The organism is Ruoffia halotolerans (assembly GCF_014049385.1).
Classification (GTDB): domain Bacteria; phylum Bacillota; class Bacilli; order Lactobacillales; family Aerococcaceae; genus Ruoffia; species Ruoffia halotolerans.
Genome location: NZ_JACAOA010000014.1, coordinates 16,508 through 36,475 on the forward strand (window position 1 = coordinate 16,508; position 19,968 = coordinate 36,475).

Here is a 19,968-nt window from a genome sequence, read left to right on the forward strand (position 1 = left end):
ATAAGATACTCCTATTCATCCATATATGGTTCTTCTAGTAATAATTTTTCAATGGTATCGATATAAACGTCTCCACGAATTTCAAAGTTTTGATATTGATCCCAGCTCGCACAACTTGGTGATAATAGAACAACTTCACCTTGTCTTGCTTCTCGGTATGCTTTTGAAGTGGCTTCAATTAGATCATCAAAGAGTTCAATCGTGTTTACACCCGCCGTTTTAAAGGCTTTTGCCATCTTTTCTTTGGTTTCACCGTAAAGATAAGCTCCTGATACGTTCTTGAGATATGGTATTAACTCATCAAATTCATTCCCGCGATCTAAGCCACCACCAATAAAACGAATGGGTTGCTTGAAACTATTTAAAGCAGTAATCGTAGCGGTAATATTCGTAGCTTTTGAATCATTGTAGAAACTTCGTCCACTAACATTCGCTACCGGCTGAATTCTATGACGCATCCCTTTGTACTCTCTGACTGTATTAGAAATTTCTTGGTTCGAAACTCCTTTTATTTTTGCTACTGCCACAGCCGCTAGGACATTCTCGACATTATGACTACCAGGAATTTGAATATCTGATAATGGTATAATTTGCTCTTCTTTAAAGTATATCCATTCACCTTCTACATAAGCACCATGCGATCGGACAAACTCATCGATTATTTCAATTGAGAAAGGAATAAGTTGCCCTTTAAATTCTTTAACCCAATGATGTAATTCAGCATTATCATAACGATAAACGATTTGGTCATCCTGTGTTTGATTGGCTAAAATCTTTAATTTGGCTTTGGCATATTCTTCACGTGTATGATGATAATCCAAATGAGCTTCATAAATATTGGTAATGACCGCAATTTCAGCGTGAAATTGTTCTGTTCCAGCTAATTGGAAACTAGATAATTCCATGACGATGTCATCATCTTCTGTCGCTTGATTAATAACATCTAAAGTTGGGATACCAATATTTCCAGCAAGGTAAGCATTCCCTTTTTCTCTTTCAGTTAATAATTCTCTCAGTAAACTTGTTGTCGTTGTTTTACCATTACTACCTGTAATACCAATGATCGATGCCTTACTAAATCTTGAAGCAAGCTCAACATCTGTATAAATTGGGATGTTTTTTTCAATCGCTTTTTGTAAAAAAGGAATTGAATAAGGGATCCCGGGGTTTTTGATAATCATATCAAAATGTTTATCCAAGAGTTCTAAAGGATGCCCACCATCGACGATTTGGACGCCATCTTCTAAAAGCAAAGTAACCGACGGGTCTTGTGATAGATCCCCTCGGTCATTAATCGTTACATTTGCTTGTTGTTTAACTAGGAACTCAGCTACACTTTTCCCTGTTTTTGCGTAGCCTAACACTAGTATTTCTTTGTCTGATAAATTCTCGTTCGTTCCCATTCTAAAAATCACTCCCTATTAAAAGATAAATAATGCAATCAATGCACTAATTAATCCGACAGCCCAAAATACATTTACCACTTTTGATTCACTCCAACCAAGCATTTCGAAATGGTGGTGAATTGGTGCCATCTTAAATATTCTTTTTCCTCGAGTCTTGAAGGATAATACTTGAAGCATAACACTTACTGTTTCAACTACAAAGACAAAACCAATAACTAATAAACTCCATGGATTATTAAGTACGGATGACATCACTGCTAGTCCAGCTCCTAAGGCAAGTGAACCAACGTCCCCCATAAAAATCTTCGCTGGTTTACGATTAAAGATTAAAAATCCAATTAACGATCCAACTACAATCAATGAAGCTGTTGCTACATTTGAGTTCCCTTCAGCTGCGGCGATAAAGTAATACGCGCCATACGAAATAATATTTAAGCCGGTCGCTAAACCATCTAAACCGTCCGTTAAATTCACTGCATTTGAAAAGCCAGTAATCCAGATAAACATGAATAATCCTACTAACAGAATGTTAGAGATTTCAAAACCAAAAAATGGTATGAAAATGTGTTGATTTGTTACCATGGCAATTAATGCAATAACAAAAGCAAATAATAATTGTGTTAAAAACTTCTGTTTAGCAGTTAACCCTTCATTTCTTTTTTTGAAAATACTTATAAAATCATCAATAAAACCAATAGCTCCAAATAATAAGAACGCTAGCCAAATCATCCAGAACTCACCTGAGTAAGACGTTTGGATAAAGCCAAAGATTAACATCGCTAATAAAATAGCTAGGATAAATACTGTTCCTCCCATAGTTGGTGTCCCAGTTTTTACTTCATGCCATAATGGGCCATCTTCCCGTGTTGTTTGACCTAGTTTCTTTTTATTAAAGTATTGGATGAAAAAAGGCATCGCAATGACTGTTAATAAAAAACTAGTCACGATTGGTAAGATAATATTCAATTTTTCGTTCACTCCTTAGTTTTTATAACTGTTTACGATGGATAGCATCAATAACTGTTTGCACTTCATCGTAAGGTATATTGTCATTTCCAATGACTTGGTAAGGTTCTCCACCTTTACCCGCGAATAAGACAATATCATTTTTTTGAGCAATGTCAATGGCTTGTTGTACTGCTACTGCTCTATCTTTTATAATTGAATAAGGTTTATTATCATTATGATGTAAACCAATCATTTCATTGACAATTTTTTCTACTGGTTCAAACCTTGGATTGTCAGCAGTGAATACAATTTCATCCGCATACTTAAATAAAATATCTCCTAATGGTTCGCGCATCCCACTATCGCGGTTTCCGCCACTATGTCCCATCAAGGCAATGAGTTTTTGATCATCTGATTTGTGTTCAATGAGTTCTTGCATTACTCGTTCAAGTGCATCGGGTGAATGTGCAAAGTCAACAATCACTTCGAAATCTTGTCCTTCATCAACAACTTGCATACGTCCAGTGACACCAGTAAAATCTTTAGTGGCTTTCAGAATATCATCTATTGTATATTGGTAATATTTACTCAATGTTAAAAATGCTGCCAAATAATTCGAAACGTTGTAAGATCCACGCATTGGTATTTCTACTTTAAATGTCTCTTTTTTATAATCAATAATAAATTCAGTCTTACCATTTTTCTCAGTAATTGAATGTGCATAAGCTGTAGCTTGAGGATGCTCTAAACTATATGTCACAATATCGGCACTAGTTACTTCTGCCATCATCGTGTGGTATGGATCATCCATATTTAATATTGCAAGTCTTGGTCGGTCATTATGGAAACTTTGTCCTAAATGACTAAACAAAAGACTTTTCGCATTTGCATAACCTTCCATAGTTGAATGGAAGTCCAAATGTTCTCGTGTTAAATTCGTAAAGATGGCACAATCAATATCAGTAAACGATAAGCGTCCTAAAGCTAATGCGTGTGAAGACGCCTCAATGATGGCATCTTCACAGTCTGTTTCAACCATAGCATTGAATAATCTCTGCATCTCTAAAGCATTCGGAGTTGTATTTACTGCAGGATAATATTTGTCCCCTACTTTATAATGCAAGGTTCCAATCACACCTGTCTTACGATTGAGACTTTCGAGTAATTGACTAATCATATTACTCGTTGTTGTCTTCCCATTAGTCCCAGTTACCGCAACAACATTTAGCTTTGTTGACGGTTCATTATAATATTGGTTTGCAAGTATCGCTTGAGTACGGAAAGTTGATGTTACTTGCACGATGGTAGCATCAAGTTGCTCTGGCTCTTGGGGCAAATCTTCAACAATGATTAATTTTGCTCCCTTGTTAATTACGTCTTCAATCGCTTGATGCCCATCAAAGTTCTCGCCTTTTATAGCAATAAAGCATGAATTTTTTTTTACTTTACGCGTATCATTTACTAAACTAGACACTTCAGTTTCTAAATACTGCGTATTAATTACATGAGCATCATATAATACGTTTATTAATTCTTTTTGTTCCATCGTAGTCCTACTTTCTATTCATAAACTGATACATATTCCACAAAAGGTCTAAATATCTCAGCTAATATTTGCGATCCCATTATATTATGATCATTGGTTGGTCGTTTCATTGAGAAATACAACATATATTTCGGATCCTCTGCTGGGAAAAATGAAACAACTGAGAAATAATAATCATTGGCACCTTCTAAATAACCTAAGCCATCTGGATTGGCAATTTGTGCCGTACCTGTTTTTGCTGCTATCTGAACGCCCGGCACACTATATTCTTGAGCTGTACCATACTCTTCATTCACAGTATTAACCATTAAATCAACGATATGGTCAGCTGCTTCTTCTGAGATTGGTCGATTAATCTCAATTGGTTGAAATTCATCATTCTCTCCAATGCCGTTAAGGTATTGAATTTTCATCATTTTCCCATCGTTAGCAATCGAAGTGAATGCTTGCAATAACTGAATGGGTGTTGTCGCAAATCCTTGTCCGAAACCAGACATTGTTGCAGAAACCGGATTATCAAACTCTACTGTTCCTGTTGCTTCATTTGCCAATCCTGATCCCGTTGTTTGACCGAAACCAAATTCAGATAATTGATTCGTCCATTTATCTATGCCGATACGGCGAATTAATTCGACAATTGTCACATTACTTGATCTAGATAATCCTTCATCAAAAGTAATCGGCCCCCAACCGTACAAGTTATAGTCTCGAACCGTTACATCTTCAATTTCTGTTGAACCGGTCTCAACTAATTCATCGGGTTTATAAACGCCCATATCATAAGCTGTTCCTTGTGTTAATATCTTCATGGTTGAACCTGGCTCATAAACTTCTTCAACCAATTGGTTGGTCCATTGCGTTTGAATTCCTTCACGAGTATTCAGATTAAATGTCGGTCTTTGAGCAGCTGTTAATAACTTACCAGTCTCAACTTCGACCAAATAAGCACTCATCTCTTCAGGTTGATACTTATTATATGAATAATCAAGTAACTCTTCCATATAATGTTGGAGTCGGCTATCTAAAGTTAGATAAATATCTTCTCCCAATAATGTTCGCGTTCTTTCAACCAGGTCAGGATTATTTTCAATGGTGTTTTGCCCACTTAATTCAGCATCATAAGCTGATTCAATTCCGATTTGCCCAGTTAAGATATCCGCTGTCGGCATCCAAGAATTATTCTGTTCTTGCTTCGACGCATAGCCTATCAGATGTGAACTGAAGTAATCGTTCACGTATTGTCTGGAACTTTGACTGACAAAATAAACGCCTGGTAAATTCTCTTCTTCAATGGCATCGCGAGTTTCTTGACTCATATTACTACCCGCTGTACCAAATTCAACTTGAATCGCCTCATAGTTTAATAGTATATCCAAGACCTCATCACGGGTCATATCAATATAATTACTTAATACTTTAGCAGTGTGATCTCTGTCTTCAACTGCGTCGTAGCCATTGCCCCCTTGCAATACTGCATACATGGAATAAGAAGTAGTATCAATCGCAATCGGCTGACCTTGAATATCATAAATCGTACCACGTTTTGCTTCGATGATACTACTTCTTGGGTCTTGTGAATCTTCGATATATTCTACTAAATCCTCACCATGCGAAGACTGAGTTACGTTTAATTGAAAGAAGCGTGCACCTAACAAAATAAATGTTATAGCTGCGACGCCTATTAATAATAATATATTTAAATTAGAATGATTGCTTTGTTTTTCGCTCATCTCTCAACATTCCTTACTCTGTCTTTCTCAATAGTCATATTGTTGCTATCCGCTGCTTCTTTAATTTGTTGATAATTGAATTGGTCAGTAATTTGACTATTTAAAATATCAGTATTAGAACGGTATTCTGTAATAGAATCTTCTAAATTATTGATTGAACGTTGTTGCTCAATAATATCCACTCTAATAAAGAAACTAGTCATGATCGCTCCAACGGCTATTATACTACATAGAGATAACCAGATTGTTTCAAATTTAGATAGTTTTCTTTTCTTTTTGGAAACATTACTTTCTTGTTCTTCAAATGGTTGATCACTTGCTGGTACACTATAGTTTGGCGAGGCAACAGATTGAGAATTATCATAATGATTCCCTAATTTCCGTTCAAAATATTGCTCTTCATTATAATTTTTCTTTTCTAATAGTTCTGACATCCGATGCCTCCTAAATCCTTTAAATCTATTCTTTAATTGTCGTACGTTCGATGACTCTAAGTTTTGCACTTCGAGCTCGATTATTATGCTCTAATTCTTCAGAGTCAGCAGTAACTGGTTTTCGGTTAATAAACTTATATTCCGGTTGTTGCTCTGCTGGCAGTACTGGTAAATTAGGTGGTGTTTCTGGTGGCGTTGACTTCTCTCTATATAACTGTTTGACTAAACGGTCTTCTAAAGAGTGGAATGAGATAACACTCATACGTCCACCAACTTTTAATAATTTCAGCCCTGCTTCCAGTGATTCCTCCAGTGCGCCTAATTCATCATTCACAGCGATACGAATTGCCTGGAAAGTTCGTTTAGCAGGATGTCCACCTGTTCTTCTAGTTGCAGCCGGTATAGCTAACTTCACAATTTCACTTAATTGTGTTGTCGTTTCAATCGGTGCTTTTTCTCTTTCTGATTCAATGGCTCGAGTAATTCTCTTCGCAAACTTCTCTTCCCCATAACGACTAATAATTCTTATTAAATCATTGAAATCCCATTCATTCACAACTTCGTATGCACTAAGTTCTTGAGTTTGATCCATTCTCATATCTAAACGTGCTTCTTGATGGTAACTAAAACCACGTTCAGCAATATCTAATTGTGGAGATGAAACCCCTAAGTCATAATAAATACCGTCAACATATTTAACATTATGTTCTGCTAAACCTTGTTCGATTTCTCTAAAATTACGATGAATAAAAGTTACTTTACCTGCTTCTATCTCTTCTGCTAATACAATTTTTGCATTGTCAATGGCTGTCATATCCTGGTCAAAGGCATATAAATGTCCGCGTTCTGATAATTGAGATAATAAATACTTAGCGTGACCTGCTCCCCCCAAGGTGCAATCTACATAAGTTCCATTAGGATTAATCTCTAACATATCAATTGTTTCATGCAATAGAACTGTCTCATGTTCAAATGACATTCATAATCCCCCGTTTCTAAAATCCAAAATCAATCATGTCTTCTACGATATCTTCAAAATCTTCTTCGATACTATCTGCAAATTCTTCCCAACGTTCGCTACTCCAAATCTCGATACGATCTGATACGCCGATCACACGACAGCTCTTATCGATTTTAGCGAAGTCTATAAGTGTTTTAGGTAAATTTATTCGCCCTTGCTTATCTACTTCTACTTCAGTGGCAGCTGAGTAAAAGAAACGAGTAAATTTACGTGCATCTTTTTTTGCTAAAGGTAATTGTTGTAATTTTTCTTCAATAGTTTCCCAATTTTCGAGTGGATAGCCGAATAAACATCCATCTAACCCACGAGTAATAATAAAGTTATGACCTAAATCTGGACGGAATTTCGATGGCATAATCAGTCGACCTTTTGCATCAATATTATGTTGATATTCACCAATCAGCACGACGATTACACCTCCTCCATTTTAGTTAATTTCATTCTACCACATCCCTCCACTTCGTACCACCATTTATCAAATTTAAACAAAAAAAGAGCCGAAACCCTTTCGAGTTATGGCTCTAAACAGCTTATTATCAATCTTTATTAAAAGTGGGGGCGAGTGGAAGATTAGTGGGGGTTTTTCCCACTAAAAGTATGTATAAATTCTTAAAAGGACTAAACCAACTAAGAAAGCTGAAAACATTTTGGATATTAATTGACTAGCAGGCATATAGTATTCTTGAAAAGTAAACATATCAATACGTCTGATATAGTCATACAACTGCAAACCTAAGGCAAATGCCGTAATAAAAAGAATGAATGGGATCAGACTAAAGCCAAAGATTAATTTTGAAAAAAGATGAATTAATGTCAACCAAAGTGGCAATAGTAAAATAGCTAAATTCAACGGATACTTATCAAAAAACTTCAAATATGATTTCAAATACTTTTGAACAACAAAAATAATGATTACTGGAACAATATATAAAAGTAATTCCGATAATACGAACTCATTTGTCATTAAAACACCTCCACTTTCAGCTTCATTTGCTTTATTTCTCAGTTCCTTAATTATACACAATTTGACAAGTAACTTAAATCATTTCTAAAAGGATAAACCGAATCTTTTAAATAAAAAAATCGAATGAAAATCATGAGATAACTTTTACACTGATTAGTCCTAGTGTGTAAAAAACCTTTGATTTATCATTCGATCAATTCATTTGTTTATTTGTAATATTCTGTCATCTTATAAAGTCAAGAATATGTTGCCATGTATCTTGATTTAACACTTCCCAGTAATTTCCGTCACCTATAATGGAATAACCAATAAATAAACCAATAACGAAAAACAAAACGATAAATAATAAAAATAATATTACTTTACCAAGTGTTTTTAAGACGGTTAATAAAACATTGTCTTCAATATATTTATCTGACATATTTCGATCCCCTATCGTTAGTTTATCCAATGATACGGCGTTTCAATCTTGAGAAATAGCGTGCGACTTTTTGTCGCCATGATAGATTTGTCCGTTGTAATTTACCAGATTGAATTAAATCTAGCATAATACCCGTCCCTATCGCTACACAGCTCATAGGTTGATTGGCCCGAATGGCAGAGACATTTAAATACTCGGATAGAAAAACGTCTATAGAACCGATTAATGCTCCCCCGCCTGTAAGTAGTATCCCTTTTTCCATAATATCAGACGCAATTTCAGGTTGCGTGTCTTCAAGCAGTTCTTTAGCTGCTCTAGCTATCATAGCTAATTGTTCATGAATTGCTTCATATATTTGGTTCGATGTGACATTAATTGATTTTGGTAGTCCGGAAACTAAATCTCGACCTTTTAATGTCTTAGTCTCTAATTGAGCTTGATTCTCAAAGAACACTGCTGAAGCTAAATCAATTTTAATTTGCTCCGCAGACCGTTCACCAATGAGCAGTTTGTATTTATCTTTGAAGTATTGAATAATACTAGCGTCAAAATCATCCCCAGCAATCTTTAATGATGTACTTTGAATAATGTCGCCACCTGAAATTATTGCAATATCAGAAGTCCCACCGCCGATATCAATAACCATATTCCCAGAGGGATCTAGTAAATCAATTCCAGCGCCAACTCCCGCCACTTTGGGCTCTTCTTCCATAAAAATCTTGCCGCCACCTGCTTTTTCAATCGCTTCAACAAGTGCTGTTTGTTCAATCTCACTTATATTTGATGGTCGACAAATAAGTACATTTGGCTTTGTAAACCATCTCTGTGAGTGAATTTTTTGAAAGAAAAGTACAAGAAGTGCTTCTGCAATATCATAATCTGCAATCACGCCACCTTTTAATGGCTTTATGATTTCAATCGAATCTGCTGTTCTACCAATCATTTCATACGCTTCATTTCCAATAGCGATGACTTCTTGAGTCTGCTTATCTAAAGCAACGACTGAAGGTTCATTTAATATGACCCCTCGACCTTTAAGATGAATCAAAACATTCGCAGTACCTAAGTCGATTCCGATATCTCTGCTCATGTATTTTCACCCATCTATTTTCTGTACTTTAAGCGAGTACTTTAGTTTTATTAGATTCAGAAACAATTGGTTGAATTTCTACACGCTCAATATTAGCACCTAAGTTAGCTAATTTCTCATGGAATTTATAATATCCACGGTCTAAGTTTTTTAATTCTGAAACGCGAGTTAATCCCTTCGCTACTAAACCAGCAATAATTAATGCGGCTGCAGCTCTTAAGTCAGTTGCTTTTACGCTTGCACCACTGAATTCAGTTGGTCCATACATAACAGCAGTCTGACGCTCAATTGTAAATTTAGCACTCATACGACGTAATTCTTCAAAATGCATAAAGCGATTCTCGAAGACTGTTTCTGTTAGAGCACTGCTTCCACCAGCCAATAATTGTGCAATTGACATTTGTGCTTGCATATCTGTTGGGAAACCAGGATAAGGAAGTGTCTTAACATCTGTTGCTTTTAATGTTTTTGGGCCTTTAACACGAATTCCATTTGTATATTCTTCAAACTCAACACCCATTTCAGTTAGTTTACTGATTAATGGTTTGTTGTGATCGCGAATGGCACCTTCAACAAAAACATCCCCTTGTGTTACAGCGGCTGCAACAATGAATGTCCCTGCTTCAATACGGTCAGGAATAACAGAATGTTTCACACCGTGAAGTGATTCAACACCTTTAATTTTAATCATTTCTGTTCCTGCGCCGACAATTTTAGCACCCATTTTGTTAAGGAAGTTAGCTAAATCAACGATTTCTGGTTCACGAGCTACGTTTTCGATGATTGTTTCACCTTCTGCTAAGACTGCAGCCATCATAATATTCTCAGTCGCACCCACACTTGGGAAATCTAGATAGATTCTTGCTCCTTTTAATTTAGACGCTGTTGCTTCTACGTAACCTGCTTGGCTGTTAATCTCAGCACCAAGTGCTTCAAAGCCTTTTAAGTGTAAGTCAATCGGTCTAGTTCCAATCGCACATCCACCAGGCATAGCTACTTTTGCATGACCAAAACGAGCTAATAATGGACCCATGACTACGATGGATGCTCTCATTTTACTTACGAAATCATAGTCAGCGATTGTTTTAACTTCACCAGTCGCGTCAATTTTCATTTCGTTCGCTTCTTCATTAAATGAATTTTCTACTTGAATATTCGTTAATAATTCATTAATTGTAAAAACATCAGATAAAATAGGTACATTCGTTAGTTCAGTCACACCAGTTTCTGCCAAAATTGATGCTGCTAAAATAGGTAAAACGGCATTTTTTGCTCCCTCAACCTTTACCGTACCTTCTAGGCGATTTCCACCTTGAACAATAATTTCTTGCATTTTAAAATAATCCCCTTTAAATATTTTGTCGCATTGGAGCTTACGACAAAAAAATATAATATTTATAGAAAGCTACTCAAAAATATATTTTGAAGTACCTCAATGATCGTCAGTACGAACGAACCTGCTACATGTCCAACTGCGATACTAACTAATATACACGCGTACTGTGCCATGTAATATTTGCGCTCAGTAAAAAACTGACGCCAATTAATATCTTTAAAGACCATATAACTCAATAGGATAAACGTAAAACGGACAACAAGTACTGCCATACCATTAAAAATCGCCATACTACGCCCACCTTTCTAGTTCGGAATTATCATAGCATAAAATCAAATTTAATTAAACAGATTTATTTTATCCAAATTCCTGACTTGTCATAATTAAATTTTAATAAAGACAAGTTTAACAATTCAAACATTGCTCTTATAAGTTTACAACTACCCCTTTTACAAATATTATAATTTCGCCATTTAATCAAATTTAAGTAAATCTTAACTTTCTTTGACTTAAAATTTATTAATAAACACATTTTAATATTCTTAAATTGAATCTGAATACGCTATCATATTCTTGTCTAGTAAATCATATTATTTTATACAAAAAACTAGAACAAATGATGGATTGTTCTAGTTTAATCTTAAATTATTTTGTTGTTATTTCATTATAGTATCTACGGTGATCATCAATGCGATCTAAGTAGAACCCTGGATGAAGTGTTTCTTTATCTTTGACAACTTCGATGACACCATCTTCATTAGAAAGTGTTTTTTCGAAATTCTCTTCATAAGCTTTGATATCTAATTTTACTCGTCGATTCAAGTGTAATAATGTACCTTCTTTAGAAACATTTTCTTTGAAGCCTGGTTGTAAGATACCTGTGAATAATTCTGCAACCGCACCAGATCCATAACTAAACATCCCGATTCTTTGTCCTTCTTCGAGATTGTCATCGAAGTTCAGTAAAGACATTAAGCTTAAGTATAATGAGCCTGTATAAACATTCCCAACTTGGCGGCCAATAAAAGTTGAGTCTTGATAATGACTAAACCATCTTTCAACTAACTCTGGGTTAATATTCGTTTCTTCTTTATTCTCTAAAGATTGCAGACATTTACGTCCCATCTTTGTAAATGGTAAGTGGAATGAGATAGCTTGTAAATCACTTAGGCGTTCAGGGTAACGTTTTGCATACTCTTCTATAATTGTATTGAACATTTCAATGTATAGTTCTGTCGAGTATTTACCTTGTACATATGGTACTTCGGCGTATGATGGACGCCAGAAGTCGAACTGATTTTCTGTCAGACTTAGTGTTTCGCTATCTAATGATAAGATACGAGGGTTTGCAGTTACTAACATGGCAATTGCGCCTGCACCTTGAGTCGCTTCCCCACCCGAGTTGAGTCCATAGCGTGAGATATCTGACATTATTACTAAAACTTTTCGTTCTGGATTTAGCTTTACGTAATTAAATGCAGATATAAGTCCTGCTGTTCCTCCGTAACAAGCATGTTTCACTTCGTAGGCTTTAGCAAAAGGTTGAATACCTAGCATTTGGTGAATGTAAGTCCCAGCTGATTTTGAGAAATCAAAACCTGATTCTGTAGCGAAGATAACTTGATCAATTAATTCTTTATCTTCTTCAGTTACAATTCTGTTGGCTGCATTTGCTGCCATAGCAACGATATCTTCTTCAATGGTTGGTACAGCCATTTTCTCTTGCCCAATACCAATTAAGAATTTATTTGGATCAATATCTCTAGCTTTTGCTAATTCAACCATATCAACGTAGTGATGTGGTACGTGAAATGTAATTTTATCGATTCCTACCTTTACGATTTGAATCCACTCCTTTTCTATCTCTATTTCCGTATTTCGTCTAAAATCTTTCTTGCTGTATCCCGATTCATTTGCCTTGCTTCATTTAACTGAGTCACAACAGCCGGTATTTCTTTTATTGTTGCGCCTACTTGCATGGCTAAAGCACGTGCTTGCATGCGCATATGTCCCTTTTGGATGCCTTCACTAACTAAAGCTCGCATAGCAGCAAAGTTTTGTACGAGGCCAACAGACGCGATGACATTCGATAAATCTTTGGCTGATGTGATATTGAGCATTTGTAAGGCAAGTTTTGCGGTTGGATGGGATGATAATGTACCCCCAACAGTAGCAACTTGTAATGGTATCTCAATGCTACCTTCTAACATTTCATCTTCATAATTTACTTGCCACTTAGTCAGTGAGCGGTATTGCCCTTCTTTGACCGCATAGGCATGAGCACCTGCTTCAATTGCTCTCCAATCATTTCCTGTTGCAATAACTACGGCGTCAATTCCATTCATGATTCCTTTATTATGTGTTGTAGCACGGTAGGGATCTAACCAAGCATAGTCTGATGCCAACTCAAGACGCTCTGCTAAACTAATCGCTTCGTCTTTATCATTGCTTAAGTGAACAAATGGTACTTTGGCTGAAGCTACAGTTACTGCCTGAGGCTGGTAATTGGATAATATACTCATTAAGACTTCACCTTCAATGATGGATTCCATCGTTGGAGAAAGTGCTTCTAAGACAGTATTAATCACATTAGCACCCATAGCGTCACAGGGATCAAGTGATAAATAAATACTGATGTAATTGTGATTTGGATGCTCTTTCTCTTCAACCCAAATATCTCTTGGCCCGCCGCCACGTCTGACCATGGACGCACTTGCTTGAGAAGCAATGTCGAGAAGTTTCGCCTTATTCTCTTTAATAATCTGTTGAATTTCAGCCATAGGTTGTTGAACTGTCATAATAATTTGTCCAATTAGCAGTCGCTCTTTCGTTTCTGCTTGAATATTTCCTAGTAATTTAGATCCGAAACTGGCCGCTGCAATCACTGATGGCTCCTCTATTGCCATCGGAACTACATACTCAGCATTATTCACTTTAAGATTAACTGCTACACCGAGAGGTAAATGATAATTAAATAAATAATTTTCTATCATTTGATTCGCATAGGCTTCCGGCAACATCGTACCCGCTGAATTAATAGATAAACCCAGCCATGATTCCATTAATTCTAATCGTTTGGATATCGAATGCTTGTAAAAGCCTGAGAAAAATTGCCTTTGATCCATATTATTGCTCCTTCAAATTGATATTTTTGATTTATTTAGTCAATCATCTTTGTAGACATTAAAAAACGAATATAACTATTACGATGGGGTACAAAGTACACTTACCGTTTCAGCCGTTTATTATACTATGAATACATTATATATTCTAGTAAATTTCTAAACTTCGTCTGTGTCCAGTCATCATGAATAGCATATTCGCTTTTTTTAATGAGTTGTAAATTAATTATTTTGTTCCAAAGATTCGATCTCCAGCATCTCCTAGACCTGGGATGATATAACCATGTTCGTTTAGTTTCTCATCTAAAGCTGCAGTGTAGATATCTACATTTGGATGTGCTTCTTGTAAAGCTTTTATTCCTTCTGGTGCTGCTACTAAACAAACAAATGTAATGTTTTCTTCTTTTACATTATATTTTGTTGTTAACTGGTTGAGTGCAGTGATTGCAGAAACTCCTGTCGCAAGCATTGGGTCAACAACGAACACACGACGTTCGTGGATATCTTGTGGGAATTTAGCAAAATATTCAATGGCTTCTAACGTATCAGGATCACGATACATGCCGATATGTCCAACACGAGCTGCTGGAATCATGTCCATGATTCCATCTACCATACCTAAACCTGCACGTAAGATTGGGACAATTGCCAATTTTTTACCAGCAATTTGTTTTTGAGTTGTTTTCATAATCGGTGTTTCAATTTCAATATCTTCTAAAGGAAGATCTCTCGTAATTTCATAAGCCATCAACATACCAATTTCATTTGTTACTTCACGAAATACTTTTGTTGAACAATCTTTATCTCTAATAATTGTTAGTTTATGTTGAATTAATGGATGATTTACTACTTCAAACTTTGCCATTTTATTCCTCCTAAGATAATTTATTATTTAAATAATGGTCGGTCTTTCATTAGTTCATAGACCTTGTCTTTAATTTCTGCTATTTCGTCCTCTTCTGCTGATAAAGCATCAAGGATGAAATCCGCTACTAATTCTACATCTGATTCTTTCAAACCACGTGTAGTAATTGCAGCTGTTCCAATTCGAATACCACTTGTTTGAACAAATGATTCTTTATCAAATGGAATTGAGTTTTTATTTACAGTGATTCCTACTGCATCTAAACGCTCTTGTGCCCATTTACCTGTGATACCAAGTGGAGTCACGTCAATTAAGAATAAGTGATTGTCTGTGCCCCCTGAAATAATTCTTAGTGGACTTAGATCAAATATTCGTGACATTGCTTTTGCATTGAGTTTTACTTGCTTAATATAATCTTTAAAGGCTGGTTGCAATGCTTCATGAAGCGCAACAGCTTTGGCAGCAATGACATGCTCCAATGGCCCGCCTTGAATACCTGGAAATATCGCTTTGTTTAATTTCTTCGCATGCTCTTCTTTCGCAAGAATCATCCCACCACGAGGTCCTCGAAGTGTCTTATGTGTTGTTGTCGTTACAACATCCGCATAAGGAATAGGATTTGGATGCTCTCCAACCGCTACTAAACCAGCAATGTGAGCCATATCTACAAAGTAGATCGCACCCACTTTTTTAGCGACGTCACCGATGCGTTCAAAATCGATTTCACGCGAATAAGCACTTGCACCAGCAATCAACATTTTGGGTTGGACTTCTGTAGCAATTTCTTCAAGTTTATCGTAATCAATGAATTCTGTCGTCGGATCAACACCATAACTATACATCTCATATGACTGTCCACTAAAGTTGACTGGTGAACCATGAGTTAGATGACCACCTTGAGATAAGTCCATACCTAAAACTTTGTCGCCTGGTTCTAAAAAGGCACGATAAACAGCTAAGTTTGCACTAGAACCGGAATGTGGTTGCACGTTTGCATACTCAGCATTAAATAATTCTTTTGCTCGATCAATCGCAATTTGTTCAATCTTATCAACAAATTCGCAACCGCCATAGTATCGCTTACCAGGATACCCTTCAGCATATTTGTTAGTCAAAATACTTCCTTGAGCCTTTAAAACACTTGGTGAAACGAAATTCTCAGAGGCAATTAATTCTATCCCATTTTGTTGACGTAGTTGCTCGTTCTTAATCTGTTCAAATACAAATGTATCATCAGTAAATGTCATAGTGACACCTCCAGGTTATTTTTTATATTATATCATACTCGCCGATGCTTTAGAAAGACGGTTTAAATATGCATGTGTTTCATCAGTCTCTTCAAATGCCTGCGCAAAAATCACATCACAGTCACTACTTTCAAGGAAACGTAAGCCTGCAAATAGGCGTTGAGTTGCTTGTTCAAGCTCTTCATCGCTCCCTAATGAATAGTAACTGAAGCCAATACTATTTGTCTGTAATTCAGAAATAATATGTTCCTGCGCCAAGATTCCAATCTTTAAATCTGTTTCATTAATAAAGTCTTTCCAATCTTCAAGCGAATGAGAAGGATCAATCATCTTAACAGGTTGACTTGGACTATAATGCGTATACTTCACACCTGGACTGGCAATTGTAGTATCTTTCATTTGTTCCTCGCTCGATTTTTCTAACACTTCAATGCCTGTTGCATTGGCTAACATGGATTGCGTAATAGCCCCTGGTCTTAAAATTTCAATGCGTTCTGCTGTTGGCCAAACGACCGTTGACTCAACACCAACTTGTGTGAACTCAGAATAATTATTCACGACGCCCGCAATCTTTCCATCAAAATCATGAATAACATGCTCAATGGACGTTGGACTCGGTTTACCAGATAAATTTGCACTTGGGCCGACTAAAGGAAAACCAACCATCTCAATTAAAAGTAAAGCTTCCAATTGATTAGGCATGCGAATCCCCACAGTCTTTTGATTAGGTGTGACACTTTCAGCAAATATACCTTTTTTCACCGGAAAGATAATTGTTAAAGGTCCCGGCCAAAAAGTTTCCATTAATTTCAGAGCCACATCGTTCACTTCATTAACATAATCATAAACTGAATCGATACTGTGAACATGCACAATTAACGGATTATCCGAAGGGCGTCCTTTAGTATTAAATACTTGTTTGACAGCTTGGTTGTTGTTGGCAATTGCACCTAAACCAAAGACGGTTTCAGTTGGAAAAGCAACTAATTCTCCTTGCTTTAAAGAATCCGCTGCTTCGCGTAATTCCTCACGTCCAAATATTCTAGTTTTGTTTAGTTTTTCATTATTCATTCTATATACCTACTTTACAATTCAATTTGTACGTAACGATTTTTCCCATTTAAATCTAGGATAATTTCAATAGTGGAATTTGGAAAGGTCTCAGAGAAGATTGTTTTAACTGCTTCTCCTTGTTGGAAACCAATTTCCAAAATGATCATGCTCGTTTCCTTTACATATGATTGTATTTGTTTAGCGAGTTGTTTGTATATCGCCAGTCCATTATCTTCTGCAAATAAGGCTAATGACGGTTCAAACTTCTTCACGCTGTCATCCATTAAATCCAACTCATCTTCACTAATATAAGGTGGGTTGGATACGATTAAATCAAAGCTTTGTTGTGGAATGTATTCAAATAAATTACTTTCGATAAACTCCACATTAACTTGGTGATTTAATGCATTCTCTTTAGCGACTTTGAGTGCTTCAGGTGAAATATCTGAGGCAAATACGTGTTGCTTAGTGTTTAACTTTGCAATCATTATAGCTAAAATTCCCGTACCCGTTCCAATATCTAATACTTTAGCATCCACTTTGTTTTCTAAAAAGTTATTAGATAGAGCGACAATACCCGCCGTATCCTCTCTTGGGATCAGTGTGTGTTCTGTCACTTTAAATTTCTCTTCCATAAAGTAAGCATGGCCGAGTAGATATTGAATGGGTTTCCCTTCAACAATTTGTTCAAGAATCTGCATATAGTGTTTATACATTTCTTCTTTGACTGGTTTATTCAAACCTAACACAACATCTGTGAGTGTTTGTTCAAAAGTCATCATCCAATAAGTTCTGGCTAAATGCTCATCAAACCCCGAAGCTTTTAAAAAAAGTGAAGCTTTATTCAAAGCTTCACCTAATGTTAAATTAACTGTTTGGACCATTTAACTCCTCCAATAGTTGAGTTTGGTCGTAGACAATTAATGCATCAATTATGTCATCTAAATTACCACTTAAGATTGATTCTAACTGTTGAATTGTCAGTCCAATTCGGTGATCAGTCACTCGACTTTGTGGAAAGTTATATGTGCGGATTCTTTCAGAGCGATCCCCTGTTCCGATTTTTAATTTACGATCTGCATCAATCTCAGATTGTTGTTCTTCTTGCACTTTATCAAATACACGTGCACGTAAGATTTTCATTGCTTTTTCACGGTTTTTCAATTGTGATCGCTCATCTTGCATCGCAACCACTGTATTCGTTGGAATATGTGTTAATCGTACCGCTGAAGCTGTCTTGTTAACGTGCTGTCCACCCGCTCCACTCGCGTGGTAGATGTCGACACGAATATCATTGTCATCGATATCGAAATCGATTTCTTCAGCTTCAGGCATTACGATAACCGTTGCCGTTGAAGTATGGACACGTCCTTGAGATTCAGTCTCTGGAACACGTTGAACACGGTGAGCGCCGTTTTCATATTTAAGTTTTGAATACACTTTGTCACCTGAAATCATTAAGGTTACTTCTTTATAACCACCGATACCTGTAATGTTTGCATCAATGACTTCTACTTTCCACCCTTGGTTCGTAGCGTAATGCGTATACATATCTAGTAAATCTCCAGCGAATAATTGTGCTTCGTCTCCACCGGCTGCCCCACGAATTTCCATAATGATATTCTTTTTATCATTTGGATCTTCAGGAATCATCATAATTTTAATTTGGCTTTCTAATTCTTCACGCTCAGATTTTAAAGATGATAATTCTTCTTTCGCTAACTCAGCCATTTCATCGTCAGTATTCTCAGATAGAATTTCTTCTGTTTCACCGATTTCTTCATTAATTTGTTTATAGCGTTTGATTTTTTCGACTTTGGGTCTTAAATCACTTTCTTCAATCGTTAGTTCTCGTAGACGGTTTGTATCACTAATCACACTTGGGTCACTTAGTAATTCATTAACTTCGTCATAGCGAAAAATTAGCGAATCTAGTTGTTCAAACATTATTTATCCCCATTTCTTATAACTTGTTTAGGCCGCCTGGATTGTTGTAGCAGCTTCGGCAGACTGGTAGATAGGATTCATTTCCACCAATTTGGATTTGTTCTCCTGTATATACCGGTTCTCCGTCATTAATTCTTAAGTTCATTGTCGCTTTACGGTGACAATACCAACAAATTGTCTTGAGTTCTTCAATCTTGTCAGCATAGATGAGAAGGTATTTCGAACCTTCAAAAAGCTCGTTTGAGAAATCATTTTTTAAACCGAATGCCATAACTGGAATGTTTAATTGATCTACAACACGAGCAAGTTCTAATATATGATGTTTCTTCAAGAATTGCGCTTCATCGATTAAGATACAATATAACTCCGTATCAATTGCAGCAATCTCTTCAAATAAATCCATGTCATCCGTAATCGGAGTTGCTTCACGTTCTAATCCTGTACGACTTGCAATTAAGCCTACTTTTGTACGTGTATCGACAGCACTCGTAAAAATTTTAACTGGTTTATTTTGCTCTTCATAGTTATGTGCAACCTTTACGATTTCAATTGATTTCCCACTATTCATTGCACCGAATTTGAAGTACAGTTTCGCCATGATCTAACTCCTTCTTTTCTACTCTCAACTATTAATAATAAAATACTCAAGCATCTTAGTCAATTACTTGGATGAAATATTATCATAAAATTATCTTTAGTGTTTTAGGGTATACTCTATATATTCCTAACTAAGAATACCATACCTTCATTCAACTGTGTTTGTAATTATGGTAAAAGTGTATTTTGGAATGAATCGCTTAAAATATAATACTTTATTTTAAGACGGATGATTGCTAAA

The 19,968-nt window shown here is 36.1% G+C and carries 20 protein-coding genes; all 20 read right to left on the reverse strand.

Going from position 1 to position 19,968, the window contains the following annotated elements; all coding sequences use genetic code 11:
• Positions 1–11: 11 nt before the first annotated feature.
• The 20 genes from murD to HW423_RS06430 all read right to left on the reverse strand — a co-directional run bounded on the left by murD (position 12) and on the right by HW423_RS06430 (position 19,728).
• Complete coding sequence (gene murD / locus HW423_RS06335; RefSeq protein WP_218931098.1) at positions 12–1,403, reverse strand: UDP-N-acetylmuramoyl-L-alanine--D-glutamate ligase; 1,392 nt, start codon at positions 1,401–1,403, stop codon at positions 12–14.
• Positions 1,404–1,421: 18 nt separating this feature from the next.
• Positions 1,422–2,372: a phospho-N-acetylmuramoyl-pentapeptide-transferase gene (gene mraY / locus HW423_RS06340; RefSeq protein WP_408014886.1), complete on the reverse strand. Its 951-nt coding sequence runs from the start codon at positions 2,370–2,372 to the stop codon at positions 1,422–1,424.
• Positions 2,373–2,394: 22 nt separating this feature from the next.
• Positions 2,395–3,900, reverse strand: a complete 1,506-nt coding sequence (locus tag HW423_RS06345) for a UDP-N-acetylmuramoyl-L-alanyl-D-glutamate--2,6-diaminopimelate ligase (protein WP_218931099.1) — start codon at positions 3,898–3,900, stop codon at positions 2,395–2,397.
• Positions 3,901–3,914: 14 nt separating this feature from the next.
• Complete coding sequence (locus HW423_RS06350) at positions 3,915–5,630, reverse strand: peptidoglycan D,D-transpeptidase FtsI family protein (protein WP_218931100.1); 1,716 nt, start codon at positions 5,628–5,630, stop codon at positions 3,915–3,917.
• Positions 5,627–6,064 carry a hypothetical protein gene (locus HW423_RS06355; RefSeq protein WP_218931101.1) on the reverse strand — a complete coding sequence of 146 codons (438 nt, stop codon included), beginning with the start codon at positions 6,062–6,064 and terminating at the stop codon, positions 5,627–5,629. The genes HW423_RS06350 and HW423_RS06355 overlap by 4 nt, the downstream gene beginning before the upstream one ends.
• A gap of 25 nt (positions 6,065–6,089) precedes the next feature.
• Positions 6,090–7,043, reverse strand: a complete 954-nt coding sequence (rsmH, locus tag HW423_RS06360; protein ID WP_218931102.1) for a 16S rRNA (cytosine(1402)-N(4))-methyltransferase RsmH — start codon at positions 7,041–7,043, stop codon at positions 6,090–6,092.
• Positions 7,044–7,059: 16 nt separating this feature from the next.
• Positions 7,060–7,491, reverse strand: coding sequence for a division/cell wall cluster transcriptional repressor MraZ (mraZ, locus tag HW423_RS06365; protein WP_218931103.1), 432 nt, complete (start codon positions 7,489–7,491; stop codon positions 7,060–7,062).
• 183 nt (positions 7,492–7,674) lie between these two features.
• Positions 7,675–8,049, reverse strand: coding sequence for a hypothetical protein (locus HW423_RS06370; RefSeq protein WP_218931104.1), 375 nt, complete (start codon positions 8,047–8,049; stop codon positions 7,675–7,677).
• Positions 8,050–8,272: 223 nt separating this feature from the next.
• Positions 8,273–8,470 (reverse strand): DNA-directed RNA polymerase subunit beta, encoded by a 198-nt coding sequence (locus tag HW423_RS06375; RefSeq protein ID WP_218931105.1) that lies wholly within the window; start codon positions 8,468–8,470, stop codon positions 8,273–8,275.
• A 22-nt stretch (positions 8,471–8,492) separates the two neighbouring features.
• On the reverse strand, positions 8,493–9,560 hold the full coding sequence (mreB, locus tag HW423_RS06380; protein WP_218931106.1) for a rod shape-determining protein: 1,068 nt from the start codon (positions 9,558–9,560) through the stop codon (positions 8,493–8,495).
• A 28-nt stretch (positions 9,561–9,588) separates the two neighbouring features.
• Positions 9,589–10,893, reverse strand: coding sequence for a UDP-N-acetylglucosamine 1-carboxyvinyltransferase (gene murA, locus HW423_RS06385; RefSeq protein WP_218931107.1), 1,305 nt, complete (start codon positions 10,891–10,893; stop codon positions 9,589–9,591).
• 62 nt (positions 10,894–10,955) lie between these two features.
• Entirely contained in the window at positions 10,956–11,186 is a 231-nt protein-coding gene (locus HW423_RS06390) for a DUF1146 family protein (RefSeq protein ID WP_138403656.1), read from the reverse strand.
• 355 nt (positions 11,187–11,541) lie between these two features.
• Positions 11,542–12,765 carry a hydroxymethylglutaryl-CoA synthase gene (locus HW423_RS06395; RefSeq protein ID WP_328803135.1) on the reverse strand — a complete coding sequence of 408 codons (1,224 nt, stop codon included), beginning with the start codon at positions 12,763–12,765 and terminating at the stop codon, positions 11,542–11,544.
• Positions 12,762–14,021 (reverse strand): hydroxymethylglutaryl-CoA reductase, degradative, encoded by a 1,260-nt coding sequence (locus tag HW423_RS06400; RefSeq protein ID WP_218931108.1) that lies wholly within the window; start codon positions 14,019–14,021, stop codon positions 12,762–12,764. Before HW423_RS06400 ends, HW423_RS06395 begins: the two co-directional genes overlap by 4 nt.
• Before the next feature lie 223 nt (positions 14,022–14,244).
• Positions 14,245–14,883: a uracil phosphoribosyltransferase gene (gene upp / locus HW423_RS06405; RefSeq protein WP_218931109.1), complete on the reverse strand. Its 639-nt coding sequence runs from the start codon at positions 14,881–14,883 to the stop codon at positions 14,245–14,247.
• Positions 14,884–14,906: 23 nt separating this feature from the next.
• On the reverse strand, positions 14,907–16,130 hold the full coding sequence (locus HW423_RS06410) for a serine hydroxymethyltransferase (RefSeq protein ID WP_218931110.1): 1,224 nt from the start codon (positions 16,128–16,130) through the stop codon (positions 14,907–14,909).
• A gap of 27 nt (positions 16,131–16,157) precedes the next feature.
• On the reverse strand, positions 16,158–17,201 hold the full coding sequence (locus tag HW423_RS06415) for an L-threonylcarbamoyladenylate synthase (RefSeq protein WP_218931111.1): 1,044 nt from the start codon (positions 17,199–17,201) through the stop codon (positions 16,158–16,160).
• A 14-nt stretch (positions 17,202–17,215) separates the two neighbouring features.
• The gene (gene prmC, locus HW423_RS06420) at positions 17,216–18,067 is read right to left on the reverse strand and encodes a peptide chain release factor N(5)-glutamine methyltransferase (protein ID WP_218931112.1); all 852 of its coding nucleotides are present in this window, start codon (positions 18,065–18,067) and stop codon (positions 17,216–17,218) included.
• A complete protein-coding gene (gene prfA, locus HW423_RS06425) occupies positions 18,051–19,130 on the reverse strand; it encodes a peptide chain release factor 1 (RefSeq protein WP_218931113.1) in 1,080 nt (359 codons plus the stop codon). The genes prmC and prfA overlap by 17 nt, the downstream gene beginning before the upstream one ends.
• A 16-nt stretch (positions 19,131–19,146) precedes the next feature.
• Positions 19,147–19,728 (reverse strand): thymidine kinase, encoded by a 582-nt coding sequence (locus tag HW423_RS06430; RefSeq protein WP_218931114.1) that lies wholly within the window; start codon positions 19,726–19,728, stop codon positions 19,147–19,149.
• Positions 19,729–19,968 lie beyond the last annotated feature (240 nt).